Source organism: Micromonospora sp. CA-244673 (assembly GCF_050948395.1).
Classification (GTDB): domain Bacteria; phylum Actinomycetota; class Actinomycetes; order Mycobacteriales; family Micromonosporaceae; genus Micromonospora.
Map to the genome: position 1 here is coordinate 6,660,840 of NZ_CP192019.1, position 18,553 is coordinate 6,679,392.

Consider the following 18,553-nt stretch of genomic DNA (forward strand, 5'->3'; position numbering starts at 1 on the left):
CACCCGATCCCTCGCACCTCGCTTGCGCGGATCTGATCGATCCGCCGCTCCCCCGAACGATTCCAAGCGTGGCGCGGTGCAATAAAGTTAGTTCGCCCGGATTCCGGATTCAACCTCGATTGCTGTCTTGCCCGTCACAGCACCCGTGTCGGAAATCCGGCTGTCCCTGCTCCGGTCTCTTCCATGGCCAACAAGCGAATCCCCGCCGGCCATTCCCCTAAACCTCAGCCGTCCTCGCGATTCGGGTTCTCGGTCCGGAAGAAGTTGCTCTGCCGGCCGTCTCGCAGCTGCTCCTGGTAGATCAGGTTCAGGCCGCGCAGGTCGAACGTCCGGAACCAGTCGTCCCAGCTCACCTCGCGGATCCGGCTGCTCTCCCGGTATCCCGGGATGTTGAACGTCAGCACGCCGGGGCGGTCGCCACGCTCGGTACCGGCGATCGTGGCCGGCTTCGCGTTGCGGGCCCGGGCCCAGCGCTGGATGACCTCGTGGTTGGTCGTCACCAGGCTCCGCCCGGGACGCTCGGGGCGATCGTCCAGCGACATGATCTGCTGGGACGAACCCACCGATCGCGACGCCGACCGGCCACTCCGGATCTGGGTGGCCGCTGCGGCCGTACCCCGTGCCAGGGCCGGCCCGGGAGCAACGGCCGCCTTCCTCGCCGGCGCCGCCTTCGCGCGGCCGCCCGCCGTCTTCTTCGCCGGGGCCGCCTTCGCCCGGGCGCCTACGGTCTTCTTCGCCGGGGCCGCCTTCGCGCGGGCGCCCGCCGCCTTCTTCGCCGGCGCCGCCTTCGCCCGCGCGCCTACGGTCTTCTTCGCCGGGGCCGCCTTCGCGCGGGCACCCGCCGCCTTCTTCGCCGGGGCCGCCTTCGCCCGCGCGCCTACGGTCTTCTTCGCCGGCGCCGCCTTCGCCCGGGCGCCCGCCGCCTTCTTCGCCGGCGCCGCCTTCGCCCGAGCGCCCGCTGCCTTCTTCGCGGGCGCCGCCTTCGCGCGGGCGCCGGTGGCCTTCGCGGCCGGTGCCGCCTTGGCCCGCGACGGTGCGGTCCGGCGCGCCGCGGTCGTCTTCTTCGCCGCGGCCGTCTTCTTCCTGGCCGCCGGCCGGCCGGCCGGGCCGGTGCTCTTCCGGGCCGCCCCGCCCTGTTCGGACCGTAGCGTCCGGACCATGGTCTTCACCAGGTCCGGCTTGCGCATGGCGGAGATCCCCGAGACCCCGCGCCGACGCAGCTGGCCCCGGATGTCGTCGACCTTCATCCGGGAGATCTCGGATTCGTTGATGCCCGGGGTGTTCGCCGTCTGGTTGCCCGGCTTGCGTTTGGTCGCAGTCGTGCCGCGACTTGAGCTGTTGCGCTGAGCCATGGGACACGCTCCTCGACAGTCCGTCCTCGGCACGCGGTGGGTCCCAAGTGCCGCACCGCGCGGTGCGGCATACCCGTCAGGACGGGTCCGAACCTCCGGCGGCCGAGCCGGCCGGGGCCGAGGGCTCGAAGAGGTGGGCGAACGCGGCCAGGTTGGCCGTCGACTCGCCCCGCTTGACCCGCCACTCCCACTCCCGGCGGATGGCGGTGCCGAAGCCGATCTCCAGCATGCTGTCGAAGGACTCGTCGGCGTAGGTCAGCACGGCCCCGAGCAGGCGGTCCAGCTCGTCCTCGTCGATCCCGGTGAGGTTGACCCGCCCGGTCAGGTAGACGTCGCCGACCGCGTCGATGGAGAAGGACACCCCGTACATCCGGGCGTTGCGCTGGAGCAGCCAGGCCCACAGCTCCTCGCGGCGCTCGTCGGGCTGGCGCATCACGAACGCCTCGACCCGCAGGGCGTGCTCGCCGACGATCAGGTTGCAGATCGTCTTGAGCTTGTGGGTGCCCGGCAGGGTGACCGCGTACGACGTCTCGCCGGTGGACTCCCACTCCAGCTCGCGTTCGGCGCAGACGGCCTCGATCAGCGCGGCGACCTCACTCCTGCGGCTCATCGCACCCACTCTACGGCCGGCCACCGGAGGCCGCCGGGCACGGCGACGCTCACCAGGAACAGGTGAGGGCGGGATCGCCGAGCCGGCCGGCCAGCCGCACCCGGTGCTCGGCCATCGCCTCGCCGTAGACGGCGAGCAGGCCGGAGACCGTGCGCTGCCAGGAGAAGTCGCGGGCGTGCCGCTGGGCGCCCCGGGCCAGGGTGGCCCGGCGCAGCCGCTCGGGCAGCAGGCGGGCCAGCGTACGGGCCCAGTCGACCGGGTCGTGGCCGTCGATGAGGACTCCGCTGACGCCGTCCCGGACGGCGGTGACCAGCCCGCCCACGGCGGCGGCCAGCACCGGCGTGCCACACGCCTGGGCCTCCAGGGCGACCAGCCCGAACGACTCGTTGTGCGAGGGCACCGCGACCAGGTCGGCCGCGCGGTAGAGGGAGGGCAGGTCGTCGCCGGTCTGCGGCGGGAGGAACCGCACCCGGTCGGCGACGCCGAGCGAGCCGGCCAGCTCGATGAGCGCGGTGGGCCGGTCCAGCCCCGTGCCGCTCGGGCCGCCGCAGATCACCACGGTCACCTCGTCGGCGAGTGCGGGCTCCCGCTCGCGCAGTGCCGCGACCGCCCGGATCAGCACGTCCGGGGCCTTGAGCGGCTGGATCCGGCCGACGAAGGCCACCACGTAGCCGCCGGTCGGCAGGCCGAGGCGGCGGCGGGCCGCCAGCATCGCCGCATCCCGGTCGCCCGGGGCCGGGCGGAACCGGTCCAGGTCCACGCCGGGCTCCACCACGGTCACCCGGGCCGGCTCGGCGTCGTACCGGTCGATGAGGTCGCGGGCCTCGACCCGGGTGTTGGCGATCAGCCGGTCGGACTCGGCGACCACCTGCTCCTCGCCGATGACGCGCGCCTTGGGCTCGGGCCGGTCCCCGGCGGCGAGCCGGGCGTTCTTGACCTTGGCCAGGGTGTGCGCGGTGTGCACCAGCGGCACGCCCCAACGCTCCTTGGCCAGCCAGCCCACCTGCCCGGAGAGCCAGTAGTGCGAGTGGATCAGGTCGTAGTGGCCCGGCGGGCGGGCCGCCTCGGCGCGGAGCACCCCGGCGGTGAAGGCGCAGAGCTGGCCGGGCAGCTCCTCCTTGGTCAGCCCCTCCAGGGGGCCGGCGGTGACGTGCCGGACGCTCACCCCGGGCGCCATCTCGACCACCGGCGGCAGGTCGCCGGAGGTGGCCCGGGTGAAGATCTCCACCTCGACGTCCGCCTCGGCCAGCCGCCGGGCGACCTCAAGGATGTAGACGTTCATGCCGCCGGCATCGCCCGTGCCGGGCTGGTGCAGCGGCGAGGTGTGCACGGAGAGGGTGGCGATCCGGCGCGGCCGCGGCCACGGCAGGGCACCTCGCTGACGACCGATACCGGTGTGCAATTCCGCCACGTCCGCTCCCTCTGTCACGGTTGATGCCGTCCCGCACGACCGGCGCTTCTCGGTCAACCTCCGCGCCGGATGTCATCTTCCCCATCGGGCTTCGGAAATGCGTCGCGGCGGGTCCCGGGCGTGACGGACCTCATCACCGCGCGGAGCGGTGCGCCGGGTGAGAATGACCGGATGACCTCAGTCGCCATCGTCACCGGCGCGTCCAGCGGGATCGGCGCGGCCACCGCCCGCCGGCTGGCCGCCGAGGGTTTCCACGTGCTCGCCGCCGCGCGGCGTACCGACCGGCTGGCCGGCCTGGTCGCCGAGATCGAGGCGGCCGGCGGCGCGGCCACCGCGGTGGAGTGCGACGTGACCTCCGACGGGTCGGTCGCCGGCCTCGCCGCCGCGGCCGCCGCCGCGCCCGGCCCGGTCACCCTGCTGGTGAACAACGCCGGTGGGGCGCGCGGCCTGGACCCGGTGGAGTCCGCCGACGTCGGCGACTGGCAGTGGATGTACGACGTCAACGTGCTGGGCACGCTCCGCGTCACCAAGGCGCTGCTGCCGGCGCTGGAGGAGTCCGGCGCCGGCACCATCGTGATCGTCAGCTCCACCGCCGGGCACGTCGTCTATGAGGGCGGCGGCGGCTACACGGCGGCCAAGCACGCGCAGACCGCGATCGCCGGCACCCTCCGGCTGGAGCTGTGCGGCCGCCCGGTCCGGGTGATCGAGATCGACCCGGGCATGGTCAGGACCGAGGAGTTCGGCCTGGTCCGCTTCGGCGGCGACGCCGATCGGGCCGACGCCGTCTACGCCGGGGTGGCCGAACCGCTGGTCGCCGAGGACGTGGCCGACTGCGTCGCCTGGTGCGCCACCCGACCGCACCACGTCAACATCGACCAGCTCGTGGTCCGCCCGCTGGCCCAGGCCGCCCAGCACAAGGTGCACCGGACCGCGTGAAGCGCGAGGAGTGAGCCGGGCCTGCGAGCCCCGCAGTCGCGAACGGGGAGGTGCTGATGGTCCGGCCGCTCGGGGCTGTCACCCGGGGCACGACGAATCCGAACCGGCTCCGGCGGGTCGACAACTGGATCGCCGCGACCTGCGGCGACGCGCTGCGCTCCGCCGCCGACCCCCTCGTGGTCGACCTGGGCTACGGCGCCACCCCGGTGACCGCCGTCGAGCTGCGGGCCCGGCTGGCCGCCGCCGTCCGCGCCGACGTCCGGGTGGTCGGGCTGGAGATCGATCCGGTACGCGTGGCCGCCGCCCAACCGGCCGCCGACCCGCCCGGGCTCACCTTCGCCCGGGGCGGCTTCGAGCTGGCCGGGTTGCGCCCCGCCCTGGTGCGCGCGTTCAACGTGCTGCGCCAGTACGACGAGAGCCAGGTGGCCGACGCCTGGCGCGCGGTGACCGGACGGCTCGCGCCGGGCGGGCTGCTGGTCGAGGGCACCTGCGACGAGTTGGGGCGGCTCGGCGCCTGGGTGCTGCTCGACGCCACCGGCCCGCGCACGCTGACCCTGGCCGCGAAGCTCACCACCCTGGAGAGCCCGGCCCAGCTCGCCGAGCGGCTGCCCAAGGCGCTGATCCACCGCAACGTTCCCGGCGAGCCGATCCACGACCTGATCCAGGCCTTGGAGAGCGCCTGGCACTCCACCGCCGGCTACGCCCCCTTCGGCCCCCGCGACCGCTGGACCCGAACGGTAGCCGCGGTGCGGGCGGCCGGCTGGCCGGTCCTGGACCGCCCCCGCCGCTGGCGCCTGGGCGAACTCACAGTCCCCTGGCCCACCATCGCGCCCACCTGACCCCGCGCCCTCGCCGGCCCCCGCGCCCCGACGCCCGCGCCGCCCCCGACGCCCGCCCGCGCCCGCGCCGCCCGCGCCCGCACCGCCCGCGCCCGCACCGGCGATCATGAAGTTAGCGGCATTTTCTGTCCTGTTTGTCGCCGCTAACTTCATGATCACCGGACCGAGGGACGGGGTGGGGCCAGCCCGGGGAGGGGGTCAGATGGCGCAGTTGATCAGGACGGGTTCGGGGTGGAGGGTTACCGCGAAGCGGGCCTGGACGCCGTCGCGGATCTCCCGGGCCAGGGTGATCAGGGCTGCCGTGCTGGCGGCGCCCGTGTGGTTGGTGAGGGCCAGGGTGTGCTTGCTGGAGATGGCGACGCCCTCGGGGCCGGTGTGGCCCTTGCCGAAGCCGGCCTTGTCGATCAGCCAGGCGGCGCTCAGCTTGACCGTGTCCCCCGGGCACGGCCAGGACGGCGGTTCGCCCAGGTCGGCGGCACGCTCCCGCAGCCGCTCGTACGCCTCCCGCTCCAGCACGGGGTTGGTGAAGAACGAGCCCACCGACCAGGTGTCCGGGTCCTCCGCGTCGAGCACCATGCCCTTGCCGGCGCGCAGCCGCCGCACGGTGGCCCGGGCGTCCGCCAGCGGCACCCGGTCGCCCACCTCGACGCCGAGCGCGCGGGCCAGCTCGGCGTAGCGCACCGGGCCGGAGAGCGGGGAGCGGGTGAGCCGGAAGTCGACCGAGAGCACCACCCAGCGGTCGCTGTACTTGAAGATGCTGCCCCGGTAGGCGAACCCGCAGTCCGCCGCCGGGATCCGGACCACGGCGCGCCGGGTGCGGTCGTACGCCTCCACGGCGGTGATCGTCTCGGCCACCTCCTGGCCGTACGCGCCGACGTTCTGGATCGGGGTGGCGCCGGCGGAGCCGGGGATGCCGGAGAGGCACTCCAGCCCGGACCAGCCGCGCTCGACGGTGGCGGCGACCAGGTCGTCCCAGGGCTCGCCGGCCTCGACACGTACGGTGACGGTGTCGGCGTCCTCGGCGACCACCTGGAAGCCCCGGGAGCGGATCAGCACGACGGCGCCGGGGAAGCCCTGGTCGCCGATCACCACGTTGCTGCCGCCGGCCAGCAGCAGGACGGCCTGCTCCCGGGCCTCCGCCTCCTGGACCTTCCGGACGATCTCGTCGGCGCTGGTGGCGATCTCCAGCCGCCCGGCGGGGCCGCCGAGGCGCAGCGTGGTGTAGCGCGCCAGGGTGGCCGGGTCGGTCGGGTCGGCTCCGGTCGTCGGTTCGGCGTAGACGTCTGACACGCCTCTCACCCTAGGCTGAGGGGTAGCCGCGGCACCCACTGGTGGCCCGGTCACCCCCGGGAGGATTGCGATGAGCAGACTGCACGGCACGAAGGACTTCTGGATCGGCGCGTTGCGGACGGAGGGTCCCGCCTTCGCCGCCGCCGTCGCGGAGGCGCCCCCCGAGACACCGGTGCTGTCCTGTCCCGGCTGGACGGTCTCCGACCTCGCCCACCACCTCACCCGGATGTACGTCTGGGCCCGCACGGTGCTGACCGCCGGGACGGCCAGCCGCCCGGAGCGGCACGACCCGGAGCCGCCGGCCGGCCTCACCCCGGCGCAGTGGTACGGCCAGGAGTACGAGCGGCTCATGGCGCTCTTCGAGGGGCTGGACCCGGAGGCCCCGGCGTGGAACTTCGCCCCGCAGCCGAAGAAGGCGGCCTTCTGGCCGCGCCGGGCGGCGCACGAGACCGCGGTGCACCGCTGGGACGCCCAGCTCGCCATCGGCGCGGGTGAGCCCATCGAGGCCAAGCTCGCGGCCGACGGGGTGAGCGAGGTGCTGGACACCTGGCTGCCGGCGGGCCGGCGGATCCAGCCCGGCCAGTGGCACGGGGTGGTCCAGCTGACCGCGACCGACGCCGCCCAGGAGTGGTACCTGCGGCTGCGCGGCGAGGGGATGGCCCTGCTGGACACCGCGACGATTCTCGACCACGACGAGCACCACGCCCGCGCGCAGGTCACCGGCACGGCCAGTGACCTGCTGCTGGCGGTGATGGGCCGGATCAGCTTCGACGCCCTCGGGGTGGCCGGCGACCGCCGCCTGCTCGACGGTCTGCGGGTGGGCTGACCCCACCGGGGGGTCGTGCGGGACATCGGGCGGAGAGCGGCGTTTCCGACCGGAGCGCCACTCTCCGCCTTTTTCCGGACGCTCTGAGAGCGCTCTCTTGACACGGTCGGAGGTAGCCACCACCCTGTCGTGAGAGCGCTCTCTGAGTACCGGAACCGCCCGCCACCACCCGATACACCTAGAGGGGTCAGATAAGAGATGGTCACCTTCACGCGCCGCCGCCTGGCTGCGGTGGCCCTGGTCGCCACCACCGCGCTGCTGGGCGCCACCGCCTGCGGGGGCGGTGACGACGAGGCCGCCGCCGGTGGCCCGGTCACGCTCACCGTCGACGTCTTCGGCCAGTTCGGCTACGAGGAGCTCTACAAGGAGTACATGGCCAGCCACCCCGACGTGAAGATCGTCGAGCGGGGCACCGGCAGCAACCTGGACGAGTACTCGCCGAAGCTCACCCAGTGGCTCGCCGCGGGCAAGGGCGCGGGCGACATCGTCGCCATCGAGGAGGGTCTGCTGGTCGAGTACAAGGCCAACCCGCAGAACTTCGTCAACCTGCTCGACCACGGCGCCGCCGACCTGAAGGGCAACTTCCTGGACTGGAAGTGGAACCAGGGGCTCACCGCCGACGGCAAGCAGCTCATCGGCCTCGGCACCGACGTCGGAGGCATGGCCATGTGCTACCGCAAGGACCTGTTCGCCAAGGCCGGGCTGCCCACCGACCGCGAGGCCGTCTCGAAGCTCTGGCCCACCTGGTCGGACTACATCAGGGTCGGCGAGCAGTTCAAGGCGAAGAACACCGGCGCGTCGTTCCTCGACGCGGCGACCAACACGTTCAACACCATCCTGCTCCAGACCGCCGGCAACACCACCGGCTACAGCTACTACGACACCGGCGACAAGCTGGTCGTCGACAGCAACCCGGCGGTCCGGCAGGCGTACGACACCACCATGGACATCATCGACTCCGGCCTGTCCGGCCGCTACGGGTCGTGGTCGGAGGAGTGGGTCTCCGCGTTCAAGCAGTCGAAGTTCGCCACCATCGCCTGCCCGGCCTGGATGACCGGTGTCATCGAGGGCAACGCCGGCCCGGGCGCCAAGGGCAAATGGGACATCGCCCAGGTCCCCGGCAACGGCGGCAACTGGGGCGGCTCCTTCCTCGCGGTGCCGAAGCAGAGCAAGCACCAGGCCGAGGCGATCGAGCTGGCGAAGTTCCTGACCAGCGCCAAGGGCCAGATCGGCGCGTTCAAGGCCAAGGGCCCGCTGCCCTCCTCGCCGCAGGCGCTGGCGGACCCGGCCATCGTCGACTCGACGAACGCGTACTTCTCGACGGCACCGGTCGGCCGGATCTTCGCCGAGGGCGCCAAGAACCTGAAGCCGGTCTACATGGGCCCGAAGAACCAGGCCGTCCGCACCGAGGTGGAGAACGCGGTCCGCTCGGTGGAGCTGGGCAAGCGCAGCCCGGAGCAGGGCTGGACCGACGCGGTCGGTAACGCCACGAAGGCCGCTGCCAAGTAACCCGAGCCAGGCGTGCGGGCGGTCCCCGGTCGACGGGTGCCGCCCGCACGGCGGAAAGGAGTCCCGGGCCATGGCAGTCCAGCTCGACGCCCGCCCGCCGGTCGCACCGACGCCCGGCACCACCCGCCCCTGGAGGGGCGTCCGGCTCAGCCGGTTCGACACGAGGTACTCGCCCTACCTGTACATCGCCCCGTTCTTCCTGCTCTTCGGGGTCTTCGGGATCTATCCGCTGGCCTACACCTTCTGGGTCTCGCTGCACGACTGGGACCTGCTCGGCGCCGACCACCCGTTCGTCGGGCTCGACAACTACAGCGAGCTGCTGGCCGACCCGGACTTCTGGCACTCGGTCGTCAACACCCTCGGCATCTTCGTCATCTCCACGGTCCCCCAGCTGCTGCTCGCGCTCTGGCTGGCCAACCTGCTCAACCGGCAGCTCCGGGCCCGGACCACCTGGCGGATGGCGGTGCTCATCCCGAACGTCACCTCGACCGCCGCGGTGGCGATCGTCTTCGCGGTGCTCTTCGGCCGCGACTTCGGGATGATCAACTGGCTGCTCGACCACGTCGGCGTCGACGCGATCGACTGGAAGGCCAACCGGCTCGCCTCCTGGGTGGCCATCTCCGCCATGGTGGACTGGCGGTGGACCGGCTACAACGCCCTGATCTTCCTGGCCGCCATGCAGGCCATCCCGCGCGACCTCTACGAGTCCGCGGCCATCGACGGGGCCGGCCGGGCCCGGCAGTTCTGGTCGATCACCGTGCCGCTGCTCAAGCCGACGATCATTTTCGCGGTCATCATCTCCACCATCGGCGGCCTCCAGCTCTTCACCGAGCCCCGCCTGTTCAACTCGGGCACCAACGCCATCCGCGGCGGGCCGCTGCGCGAGTCGCAGACGGTGACCATGTACATGTTCGAGAACGCCTTCGCGCCGCACTACAACTTCGGCTACGGCTCGGCGATCGCCTGGCTGCTCTTCGCGCTCATCGCGGTGGTCGCGGCCGTCAACGTCCTGCTCCTCCGCCGGCTGGGCGGCGGCGCGCGCAAGGAGGACCCCCGATGACCCGCCTCTGGTCCGCCGGCCGGCTCACCTACCTGGCGCTGGCCGTCACGGCCCTGATGTCGATCTTCCCGATCTACTGGATGTTCGTGGTGGCCAGCCGGACCAGCGACGCGATGGGTCAGGTCCCGCCCCCGCTCACCCCGGGCGGCAACCTCGGCGCCAACATCGCCCGGCTGTTCACCAACACCGACGCGTACTTCCTCACCGGGCTGATCAACTCGGCGATCGTGGCCGGCACGGTCACCGTCTCCGTGGTCTTCTTCTCCACCCTGGCCGGGTTCGCCTTCGCCAAGCTGCGCTTCCGCGGGCGCAACGCGCTGCTGCTGGTCATCGTGGCCACCATGATGGTGCCCACCCAGCTCGGCGTGATCCCGCTGTACCTGCTCATGACGAAACTGAACTGGAACGACCGGCTGCCGGCGGTCATCGTGCCGGCCCTGGTCACCGGATTCGGCGTGTTCATGATGCGGCAGTACGCCGGCCAGGCGGTGAGCACCGAGCTGATCGAGGCCGCGCGGATGGACGGCTGCAACACCGCGCGGATCTACTGGAACGTGGTGCTGCCCGCCCTGCGCCCGGCCGCCGCCGTGCTGGGCCTGCTCACCTTCATGACCACCTGGAACGACTTCCTGTGGCCGTACGCGGTGCTGAACGATCCGGAGAACCCGACCGTGCAGCTGTCGCTGCGGGCCCTGTCCGACGGCTACTACCAGGACATGTCCCAGGTGTTCACCGGGACCGCCATCGCCACCCTGCCCCTGCTGCTGGTGTTCGTCGCGTTCGGCCGCCAGATCATCGGCGGCATCATGGAAGGCGCGGTGAAGGCATGACCGAGCTGCGGTTCCCCGAGGGCTTCGTCTGGGGGGCGGCCACCGCCGCGTACCAGATCGAGGGCGCCGCCCGGGAGGACGGGCGCGGCGAGTCCATCTGGGACACCTTCAGCCGTACGCCGGGCCGGGTGTTCCAGGGGCACACCGGCGACGTGGCCTGCGACCACTACCACCGGTACGCCGAGGACGTGGCGCTGATGGCGGAGCTGGGGCTTCGGGCCTACCGCTTCTCGGTCGCCTGGCCCCGGGTCCGGCCCGACGGCACCGGCCCGGTCAACCCGCGCGGCCTGGACTTCTACGACCGGCTGGTGGACACCCTGCTGGCCCGGGGCATCGACCCGTTCGTCACGCTCTACCACTGGGACCTCCCGCAGGCGCTGGAGGACCGGGGCGGCTGGACCGTCCGGGAGACCGCCGAGCACTTCGCCGATTACGCCCTGGCCGTGCACCACCGCCTCGGCGACCGGGTCCGCACCTGGACCACGCTGAACGAGCCGTGGTGCTCGGCCTACCTCGGCTACGGCAACGGGGTGCACGCGCCCGGCGGGCGGGACGCGGGGGCGGCCTTCCGGGCCGTACACCATCTGCTGCTCGGGCACGGCCTGGCGGCCCGGGCGCTGCGCGCGGCCGGCGCGGAGGTCGTCGGGATCACCCTCAACCTGGCCGACGTGCGGCCGGCGGCCGCCGGGAGCGCGGCGGACGCCGCCGCCGCGGCTGGTCGACGGTCTGCAGAACCGGATCTTCCTGGACCCGCTGACCGGCGCCGGCTACCCCGACGACGTGCTGGCCCACCTGAGCCGCATCGTCGAACCGGACTACCTCCGGGACGGGGACGAGAAACTGATCGCCGCTCCGCTCGACCTGCTCGGGATCAACTACTACTCGCCCACCTACGTGGCCGGCCGGGCGGGCGGCGCCGGGAACACCGCGTACCCGGGCACCGAGGGCAGCGTCGAGTTCCTGCCGCCGGCCGGGCCGCTCACCGACATGGGCTGGAGGATCGAGCCGGCCGGCCTCACCCGGCTGCTGGAACGGGTGTCCGCCGACCACCCGGGGCTACCGCTGATCATCACGGAGAACGGCGGGGCCTTCCCCGACCGGGACACCGACGGGACCGGCCGGGTGGCCGACGCCGACCGGATCGCCTACCTCGACGGGCACCTGCGCGCCGCGCACGACGCGGTCGCCCGCGGGGTCGACCTGCGCGGTTATCTCGTATGGTCGTTGCTGGACAACTTCGAATGGGCCGAGGGCTACCGGAAGCGGTTCGGGATCGTCCACGTCGACTACCTGACCCAGCGGCGCACACCGAAGGAGAGTGCCCGGTGGTACCAGGAGGTGATCTCCCGGAACGGGCTGTGACGAAGTGGTGGTGACGGGGATGACGACGGCACAGCGACCGACCCTGGAGGCCGTGGCCAGACGGGCGGGGGTGTCCCGGGCCACGGTCTCCCGCGTGGTCAACGGCTCCACCACCGTGGCCGAGCCCATCCAGCAGGCGGTCCGCCGGGCCGTCGAGGAACTGGGGTACGTCCCGAACCTCGCCGCCCGCAGCCTGGTCACCCAGCGCACCGACTCGATCGCCCTGGTCCTGCCCGAGGCGGCCACCCGCGTCTTCTCCGACGACCAGGTCTTTCCCGGGATCATCCGGGGCGCCGCCCAGGAACTGGAGGCGGCCGACAAGCAGCTCGTGCTGATGCTGGCCGGCTCGCCGGCCGGGCACGAGCGGGTCGAGCGCTACACCACCGGGCGGCACGTCGACGGCGTGCTGTTCGCCTCCCTGCACGGCGAGGACCCGCTCCCCGGGCGGCTGGCCCAGCTCGGCATCCCGGTGGTGTGCAGCGGTCGCCCGCTGGACGGCGCCGAGGTGCCGTACGTCGACGTCGACCACGTGGGCGGTGTGGCCGAGGCGGTCCGCCACCTGATCGCGAACGGTCGGCGGCGGATCGCCACCATCGCCGGGCCGCAGGACATGGTCGCCGGCATCGAGCGGCTGATCGGCTACCGGGACACGGTCGCCGCGGCCGGCCTGCCGGAGCTGATCGCGTACGGGGACTTCACCCGGGAGTCCGGCACGGCGGCCATGCGGCAACTGCTCGCCGCCGACCCCCGGCTGGACGCGGTGTTCGCGGCGTCCGACCTGATGGCGCACGCCGCGCTGCGCACCCTGCGGGCGGCGGGCCGGCGGGTGCCGGACGACGTGGCGGTGATCGGGTTCGACGACATCGAGACGGCGGCGTACACCGAGCCGCCGCTGACAACGGTGAAGCAGCCGATAGTGGAGCTGGGGCGGGCCATGACCCGGCAACTGCTCCGGATCGCCGCGGGCGAGCACGTCGAGCAGGCGCTGCTGCTCCCCACCGAGCTGGTGGTCCGCGACTCGGCCTGAGCGGACCGACCCCGCTTAACCCGTCGCGGGCGGCGGCAGCCGGGCGCTACGGTCGCCCGGTGACCGGCATCGTGCGTCTGATCCGTGCGCCCCAGCTCTCCGACGTCGCCGAGTACGCGTACGCGGCCGAGGTCGCGCCGCCCGCGCGGCTGATCTTCACGGCCGGGGCCTGCCCGCTGGACGCCGACGGGCGGACCGTCGCGCCCGGCGACCCCGCGGGCCAGGCCCGGCAGGTGCTGGCCAACCTGGAGACGGCGCTGGTCGCGGCCGGCGCCGGGCTCGCCGACGTCGTCAAGACCACGGTGTACGTGGCCAGCGGTGACCGCAGCGACCTGGTGTCCGTCTGGCAGGTCGTCCGGGACGCCTTCGGCGACCACGATCCACCCAGCACCCTGCTCGGGGTGGCCGTGCTGGGCTACCCGGACCAGCTCGTGGAGGTCGAGGCGGTCGCCGCCGTCCGGTAAACCCCTCGCCGGTGGCGGGCGACCGCTCTAGGGTCGGCCGGATGACCGACGACCTGATCCGACCTGCCCGCCCCGAGGACGCGCCCGGTGTGGTGGCGCTGCGCGCCCTCGTCCACCCCTACCTGGTGCGCGGCGTCGAGTCGACCCGACGCATGATCGCCCAGCCGCCGCCCGGTGAGGACTGGGCCGCCTGGGTGGCCGAGGTGGACGGGCAGGTGGTGGGCTGGGTGTCGGCGTACCGGAACACCCAGACCTCAACGGCGGGCGTCGGGGAGGTCGCGACCCTGCACGTCCATCCGGCGCACCGGCTCCGGGGAATCGGCACGGCCCTCCTGGACGCCGCGCTCGACCACCTGCGCCTGCTCGACGTGAAGCGGCTGCTCACCTGGTCCCAGCCCGGGTCGCTGGCGTTCGCCCGCCGGCACGGCTTCACGCCCAGCCGCGAGCTGCGCTACTCCGCGCTCGACCTCCAGCCGGCCCCACCGATGCCCGAGCCGCCGCCCGGCGTTCGGCTGCTGTCGGCCGCCGAGGTTGACCCGCGCCGGATCCACCGGGTGGACGCCGAGGCCTCGCTGGACGAGCCGGGCGACGTACCGACCGACGCGCTCGGCTATGACATCTGGCACCACGAGGTCTGGGAGAACGTGGGCCTGGACCGGGCCGCCAGCACGCTGGTCGAGGTGGACGGCACGTTGGCCACCGTCAGCCTGGTCAAGCGGGACGGCGACCGGATGTGGTCGGACTTCACCGGCACGGTCCCCGCACACCGCGGGCGCGGCCTGGCCCGGCTGGCGAAGCAGGCGGCGCTGCATCGGGCCGCCACCTCCGGGGTACGCACCGCGTACACCTCGAACGACGAGGCGAACGGGCCGATGCTGGCCATCAACGCCCGGCTCGGCTACCGGCCGGTGGGCAGCCAGTGGTCCTGCCTGCGCGACCTCGACTAGCGCCCGGCGGCGACCCGGACGGCGGTCGCGTAGGTGTCCGCGCCGAAGAGCACGAGCCGGGCCTCGACGACATACGCCGGGGTGGCCGCGTGCAGCGCGGCCAGCGCCTGCGCGACCGCGTCCTCGACCGGCCAGCCGTAGATGCCGGCGGAGATCAGCGGGAAGGCGACGCGCGCCGCGCCCAGGTCGTCGGCGATCCGGAGGCTGCTGGCGTAGCAGTCGCGCAGCAGCACCGACCGGTCCTCGCGCGGGGAGAAGACCGGCCCGACGGTGTGCACCACCCAGCGGGCCGGCAGGTGACCGCCGGTGGTGGCGACTGCCTGACCGGTCGGCAGGCCGTCCGGGTAGCGGGAGGCGCGCAGCGCCCGGCACTCCTTGAGGATGGCCGGCCCGCCTGCGCGGTGGATCGCGCCGTCCACTCCCCCGCCGCCGAGCAGCGAGGAGTTGGCCGCGTTGACGATGGCGTCGACCTGCTGCGTGGTGATGTCCCCCTCGATCAGGACCGTCTCCATGTCACCCCTCCTCGACGACGGACTGCCCGAGCGACCGGCGGGCCAGCAGGGTGGCCCCGGCCACGGCGGCCGGCATGACCAGCACCGCGCCGAGCGGGATCAGGAAGCAGACGAAGACCGCCACCCCGAAGCCCAGGGTGGTCGGCCGGTCCGCCCTGAGCAACGACCGCCGCTCCGGCAGTCGCATGCCGCGCCGGTAGAACGGCGCGCCGACCAGCTCCAGGGCGAGGAACCAGCCGCCCACCAGGGCGCCGACCACCGGGACCACCGTCTGACCGACCACCGGGATGAAGCCGGCCGCGAAGAGGGGTACGCCGACCAGCGCGGAGATGGCGACCAGGCGCAACGAGTCGAGGATGCTGCGCCGCAGCGACGCCCAGAACGGCACCTCGACCGCCCCGGGCGTGCCGCCGAGGCGGTCCTCCACCCGCTCGGAGATCTTCTCGTAGAACGGGTCGCCCACGGCCAGGGTGACCGCCGTGAAGGTGAGCACCCCGAGCAGGCCGGCCAGCCCGACGACGGCGAGCCCGGCCACCACCCGGATGAGGCTGCGCCAGGTCTCCGACCAGTCGTCCGCGAACGGGGTGACCAGCGCGGCCAGGTCGTCCACGAAGTACAGCAGGGTGGCGAACAGGGCCACGAACAGCGCGCCGGTGATCAGCGCCGGCACGATCCCGAGCAGCATCAGGCCGGGGCTGCGGACGTAGAGGCCGAGACCGCGCAGCAGCAGGCCGGCGCCGGCGAGGAAACGGGTGACGGCGCCGGTCACGGGCGCGGCGAGGCGGGGTGCGTCCACGACGGCACAGCCTAGTGGCCGATCGCATTCCGGTCCGGTCCCGCGCCGGAGGGCAGGATGGGTGGGTGCGCGCGTCCCGGTTGATCTCGTTGGTGCTGCTGCTTCAGGCGCGGGAGACGATGACCGCGGCCGAGCTGGCCCGCGAGCTGGAGGTCTCCGAGCGCACGGTCTACCGGGACGTGCTGGCGCTCTCCGCCGCCGGGGTGCCGGTCTACGCCGACCGCGGCCGGGCCGGCGGCTACCGCCTGCTCGGCGGCTACCGGACCCGGCTGACCGGGCTGACGCGGGACGAGGCGGAGGCGCTCTTCCTGGCCGGGCTGCCCGGCCCGGCCGGCGACATGGGGCTGGCCGACGCGGTGGCCGGCGCCGAGCTGAAGGTGCTCGCCGCGCTGCCGCCGAGCCTGCGGGACGCGCCGGCCCGCACGGGCCAGCGGTTCCATCTGGACGTGCCGGGCTGGTTCCGGGAGTCCGACCCGCCGCCGTGGCTGGCCGAGCTGGCCCGGGCGGTCTGGCGGGACCGGCAGGTCGAGCTGCGCTACCGGCGCGGCGACCGGGAGGTGACCCGGTCGGTCGCGCCGTACGGGCTGGTGCTGAAGAACGGCGTCTGGTACCTGGTCGGGCGGGTCGGTGCCGGGTGGCGGACGTACCGGGTGGACCGGGTGGTCGGCGTCGAGGTCGGCGGGGAGGGCTTCGAGCGGGACGAGGGCTTCGACCTGGGGGCGTACTGGCGGGAGCAGGCCGAGGCGTTCCTGCGGGACATCCTCCGGGCCGAGGTCACCGTGCGGCTCAGCCCGGCCGGGCTGCGCGCGCTGCGGCACCTGGTCGACGCCCCGTTCGTCCACGCCGAGGCGGTCGCCGCCGCCGGCCGGCCCGACGGGCAGGGCCGGGTGGTGCTCCGGTTGCCCGTCGAGTCGGTCGAGGTGGCGTACGCCCAGCTGCTGTCCCTCGGCCCCGAGGTGGAGGTGCTCGACCCGCCCGAGCTGCGGGCCCGCTGCGCCGAGGCGGCCTGCCGCGCGGCCGCGCTCTACGCCGGGGACGGAACCGGTCAGCGGTAGCCGGCGTCGTTCGCCGGCTTGCCCGGCCGGACCACCTCCTCGTAGTAGCGCGCCCAGTGCGGGCGGGTGCCGTCGAGGTCGGTGAAGCCGTACACCTGGGCGAGCCCGCCGCTGTCCACGGACTTCCCGTTCCACCGGGCCCGGTCCGGGTCGGCGGCCAGGGCGGCCACGGCGCGCCCGACGAAGGCCGGCGTCTCCGACATGACGAAGTGCGGGTCGGTCGCCGCGCCGTCACGCCAGGTCGCCTCGGTGACGCCGAAGTGCTCCAGCATCGCCTCCGAGCGCAGCCAGCCGGGGGTGAGCGCGACCGCCGTGGCACCGTGCGGCGCCAACTCGTGCGCCTGGCTGAAGGCGAGCCGGTTCACCGACACCTTGGCCAGGTCGTAGAAGACCGAGAGCCGGTACTCGGTGTCGTTGTACTCCTTGGTCCCGTCGCCGATCTCCACGACCAGGCCACCGGGGTTGCGGATCAGCAGGGGCAGGGCGAAGTGGCTCGTGATGATGTGGGTGTCCACGGCCAGCCGGAGGGTGCGGAAGCCGGCGTCCAGGGGTTGCTCCCAGACCGGCTTCTCCCAGGTGATCAGCGGGTCGGCGCCCCAGATGTCGTTGACCAGCACGTCGAGGCGGCCCTGCTCGGCGTCGATCCGTGCGACGAGGCGGCGGACCTGCTCGGGGTCGAGGTGGTCGACGGCGACGCCGATGCCGGTGCCGCCCGCGGCGGTCACCAGCTCTGCGGTCTCCTCGATGGTCTCCGGCCGGCCCATCTCGGAGCGTCGCTCGCGGGTGGAACGGCCGGTGGCGTAGACGGTGGCCCCGGCGGCGCCGAGCTGGACGGCGATCTGCCGCCCGGCACCCCGGGTCGCGCCGGCGACGAGCGCGATCTTCCCTGTCAGCGGTGTCGTCATGGGACCACCGTGGCACCGATACCTGACAGCGGAGGTCCGGATTCGGCGGCGTCACGCGAACCGCGCCGGCCGGCGGGCTCAGCCGACCAGGCGCACCCGCACCCGGCGGTTGGCGCGGCCCTTGCTCTCCACCTTGACCACCTGGACCTTGCCGATCTGGGCGGTGGAGGCGACGTGGGTGCCGCCGTCGGCCTGCACGTCCAGCCCGACGATGTCGACGATCCGCACCTCCTGCTCCTCCGGCGGGATCAGGTTGGACTGGGTACGGATGATGTCCGGCAGGGCCAGCGCCTCCGCCCGGGGCAGCACCCGGACGGCGACCGACCGGTCGGCGGCCACCTCGGCGTTGACCAGGTCCTCGATGCGGGCCTTGAAGTCCGGCGGCACCTCGGGGAGGTTGAAGTCCATCCGGGCCTCGCCCGGCTCCATGTTCCCGCCGGTGACCAGCGCCCCGAAGTCACGGAACACCACACCGCAGAGCACGTGCAGGCCGGAGTGGGTGCGCATCAGCATGGTCCGCCGGGTGTCCTCGACCGCGCCCGTGACGGCCGTGCCGACCGGCGGCACCGGGTCACCCTCGGCCGGGACGAGCCAGAGGTCGTCACCCTTGCGGGTGCCCACGATCCGGGTCCGCACCCCCTGCCAGAGCAGCACGCCGTGGTCCGGCGGCTGCCCGCCGCCGCCCGGATAGAAGGCCGACCGGTCCAGCACGATGCCCTGCTCGGGATCGGCCGCCAGCACCGTGCACCGCCACTCCCGCAGGGTGGGGTCGGCGAGGTCGAGGCGGTGGGTGCGGCCGTGGTGTGTGACGCCCATGACCCG

18 protein-coding genes and 2 pseudogenes are annotated in these 18,553 nt (G+C 73.4%); 12 read left to right on the forward strand and 8 right to left on the reverse strand.

Annotated features, from left to right (window positions below; translation table 11 throughout):
• Window positions 1-224: 224 nt before the first annotated feature.
• Window positions 225-584: pseudogene (locus ACQP12_RS30625) on the reverse strand (hypothetical protein); the annotation flags it as partial.
• Between ACQP12_RS30625 and ACQP12_RS30630 the strand changes: the two are divergent.
• On the forward strand, window positions 541-1,347 hold the full coding sequence (locus ACQP12_RS30630; protein ID WP_433289585.1) for a hypothetical protein: 807 nt from the start codon (window positions 541-543) through the stop codon (window positions 1,345-1,347). The pseudogene ACQP12_RS30625 and the gene ACQP12_RS30630 sit on opposite strands and share 44 nt — an antisense overlap.
• Window positions 1,348-1,428: 81 nt before the next feature.
• On the opposite strand, the gene ACQP12_RS30635 is transcribed toward ACQP12_RS30630, so the two are convergent.
• On the reverse strand, window positions 1,429-1,962 hold the full coding sequence (locus ACQP12_RS30635) for a YbjN domain-containing protein (RefSeq protein ID WP_357941390.1): 534 nt from the start codon (window positions 1,960-1,962) through the stop codon (window positions 1,429-1,431).
• Between the two features lie 49 nt (window positions 1,963-2,011).
• A complete protein-coding gene (mshA, locus tag ACQP12_RS30640) occupies window positions 2,012-3,373 on the reverse strand; it encodes a D-inositol-3-phosphate glycosyltransferase (RefSeq protein ID WP_433283534.1) in 1,362 nt (453 codons plus the stop codon).
• A 171-nt stretch (window positions 3,374-3,544) separates the two neighbouring features.
• Here mshA and ACQP12_RS30645 point away from each other — a divergent pair, with 171 nt between their 5' ends.
• Together ACQP12_RS30645 and ACQP12_RS30650 are read left to right on the forward strand one after the other, a co-directional pair.
• The gene (locus tag ACQP12_RS30645) at window positions 3,545-4,309 is read left to right on the forward strand and encodes an SDR family oxidoreductase (RefSeq protein ID WP_357941394.1); all 765 of its coding nucleotides are present in this window, start codon (window positions 3,545-3,547) and stop codon (window positions 4,307-4,309) included.
• 56 nt (window positions 4,310-4,365) lie between these two features.
• Window positions 4,366-5,148 (forward strand): class I SAM-dependent methyltransferase, encoded by a 783-nt coding sequence (locus tag ACQP12_RS30650; protein ID WP_433283535.1) that lies wholly within the window; start codon window positions 4,366-4,368, stop codon window positions 5,146-5,148.
• A 198-nt stretch (window positions 5,149-5,346) separates the two neighbouring features.
• Here ACQP12_RS30650 and ACQP12_RS30655 read toward each other — a convergent pair whose 3' ends face one another.
• Complete coding sequence (locus ACQP12_RS30655; RefSeq protein WP_433289523.1) at window positions 5,347-6,381, reverse strand: UDP-N-acetylmuramate dehydrogenase; 1,035 nt, start codon at window positions 6,379-6,381, stop codon at window positions 5,347-5,349.
• Between the two features lie 127 nt (window positions 6,382-6,508).
• On the opposite strand from ACQP12_RS30655, the gene ACQP12_RS30660 reads away from it, so the two are divergent.
• From ACQP12_RS30660 to ACQP12_RS30695, 8 genes and pseudogenes are all read left to right on the forward strand, one after another.
• Window positions 6,509-7,264: a maleylpyruvate isomerase family mycothiol-dependent enzyme gene (locus ACQP12_RS30660; RefSeq protein WP_433283536.1), complete on the forward strand. Its 756-nt coding sequence runs from the start codon at window positions 6,509-6,511 to the stop codon at window positions 7,262-7,264.
• A gap of 198 nt (window positions 7,265-7,462) precedes the next feature.
• Window positions 7,463-8,773 (forward strand): ABC transporter substrate-binding protein, encoded by a 1,311-nt coding sequence (locus tag ACQP12_RS30665; RefSeq protein WP_433283537.1) that lies wholly within the window; start codon window positions 7,463-7,465, stop codon window positions 8,771-8,773.
• A 70-nt stretch (window positions 8,774-8,843) separates the two neighbouring features.
• On the forward strand, window positions 8,844-9,833 hold the full coding sequence (locus ACQP12_RS30670) for a carbohydrate ABC transporter permease (RefSeq protein WP_433283538.1): 990 nt from the start codon (window positions 8,844-8,846) through the stop codon (window positions 9,831-9,833).
• On the forward strand, window positions 9,830-10,663 hold the full coding sequence (locus ACQP12_RS30675) for a carbohydrate ABC transporter permease (protein ID WP_357941406.1): 834 nt from the start codon (window positions 9,830-9,832) through the stop codon (window positions 10,661-10,663). Before ACQP12_RS30670 ends, ACQP12_RS30675 begins: the two co-directional genes overlap by 4 nt.
• Window positions 10,660-12,025 (forward strand): annotated as a pseudogene (locus ACQP12_RS30680) (GH1 family beta-glucosidase). Before ACQP12_RS30675 ends, ACQP12_RS30680 begins: the two are co-directional and overlap by 4 nt.
• Window positions 12,026-12,044: 19 nt before the next feature.
• Window positions 12,045-13,052, forward strand: coding sequence for a LacI family DNA-binding transcriptional regulator (locus tag ACQP12_RS30685; protein WP_357941410.1), 1,008 nt, complete (start codon window positions 12,045-12,047; stop codon window positions 13,050-13,052).
• 59 nt (window positions 13,053-13,111) lie between these two features.
• The gene (locus tag ACQP12_RS30690; protein WP_433283539.1) at window positions 13,112-13,516 is read left to right on the forward strand and encodes a RidA family protein; all 405 of its coding nucleotides are present in this window, start codon (window positions 13,112-13,114) and stop codon (window positions 13,514-13,516) included.
• A 41-nt stretch (window positions 13,517-13,557) separates the two neighbouring features.
• Window positions 13,558-14,463: a GNAT family N-acetyltransferase gene (locus ACQP12_RS30695; protein ID WP_433283540.1), complete on the forward strand. Its 906-nt coding sequence runs from the start codon at window positions 13,558-13,560 to the stop codon at window positions 14,461-14,463.
• Here the strand turns inward: ACQP12_RS30695 and ACQP12_RS30700 are convergent.
• Both ACQP12_RS30700 and ACQP12_RS30705 read right to left on the reverse strand, forming a co-directional pair.
• Window positions 14,460-14,975: an O-acetyl-ADP-ribose deacetylase gene (locus tag ACQP12_RS30700; protein WP_433283541.1), complete on the reverse strand. Its 516-nt coding sequence runs from the start codon at window positions 14,973-14,975 to the stop codon at window positions 14,460-14,462. The genes ACQP12_RS30695 and ACQP12_RS30700 overlap by 4 nt on opposite strands.
• 1 nt (window position 14,976) lies before the next feature.
• Entirely contained in the window at window positions 14,977-15,771 is a 795-nt protein-coding gene (locus ACQP12_RS30705; protein ID WP_433283542.1) for an EI24 domain-containing protein, read from the reverse strand.
• 65 nt (window positions 15,772-15,836) lie between these two features.
• Here ACQP12_RS30705 and ACQP12_RS30710 point away from each other — a divergent pair, with 65 nt between their 5' ends.
• On the forward strand, window positions 15,837-16,826 hold the full coding sequence (locus ACQP12_RS30710; protein ID WP_433283543.1) for a helix-turn-helix transcriptional regulator: 990 nt from the start codon (window positions 15,837-15,839) through the stop codon (window positions 16,824-16,826).
• On the opposite strand, the gene ACQP12_RS30715 is transcribed toward ACQP12_RS30710, so the two are convergent.
• Both ACQP12_RS30715 and ACQP12_RS30720 read right to left on the reverse strand, forming a co-directional pair.
• Window positions 16,817-17,731 (reverse strand): SDR family oxidoreductase, encoded by a 915-nt coding sequence (locus ACQP12_RS30715; protein WP_357941420.1) that lies wholly within the window; start codon window positions 17,729-17,731, stop codon window positions 16,817-16,819. The two genes, ACQP12_RS30710 and ACQP12_RS30715, sit on opposite strands and share 10 nt — an antisense overlap.
• Before the next feature lie 78 nt (window positions 17,732-17,809).
• On the reverse strand, window positions 17,810-18,547 hold the full coding sequence (locus tag ACQP12_RS30720; protein WP_433283544.1) for an alanyl-tRNA editing protein: 738 nt from the start codon (window positions 18,545-18,547) through the stop codon (window positions 17,810-17,812).
• Window positions 18,548-18,553 lie beyond the last annotated feature (6 nt).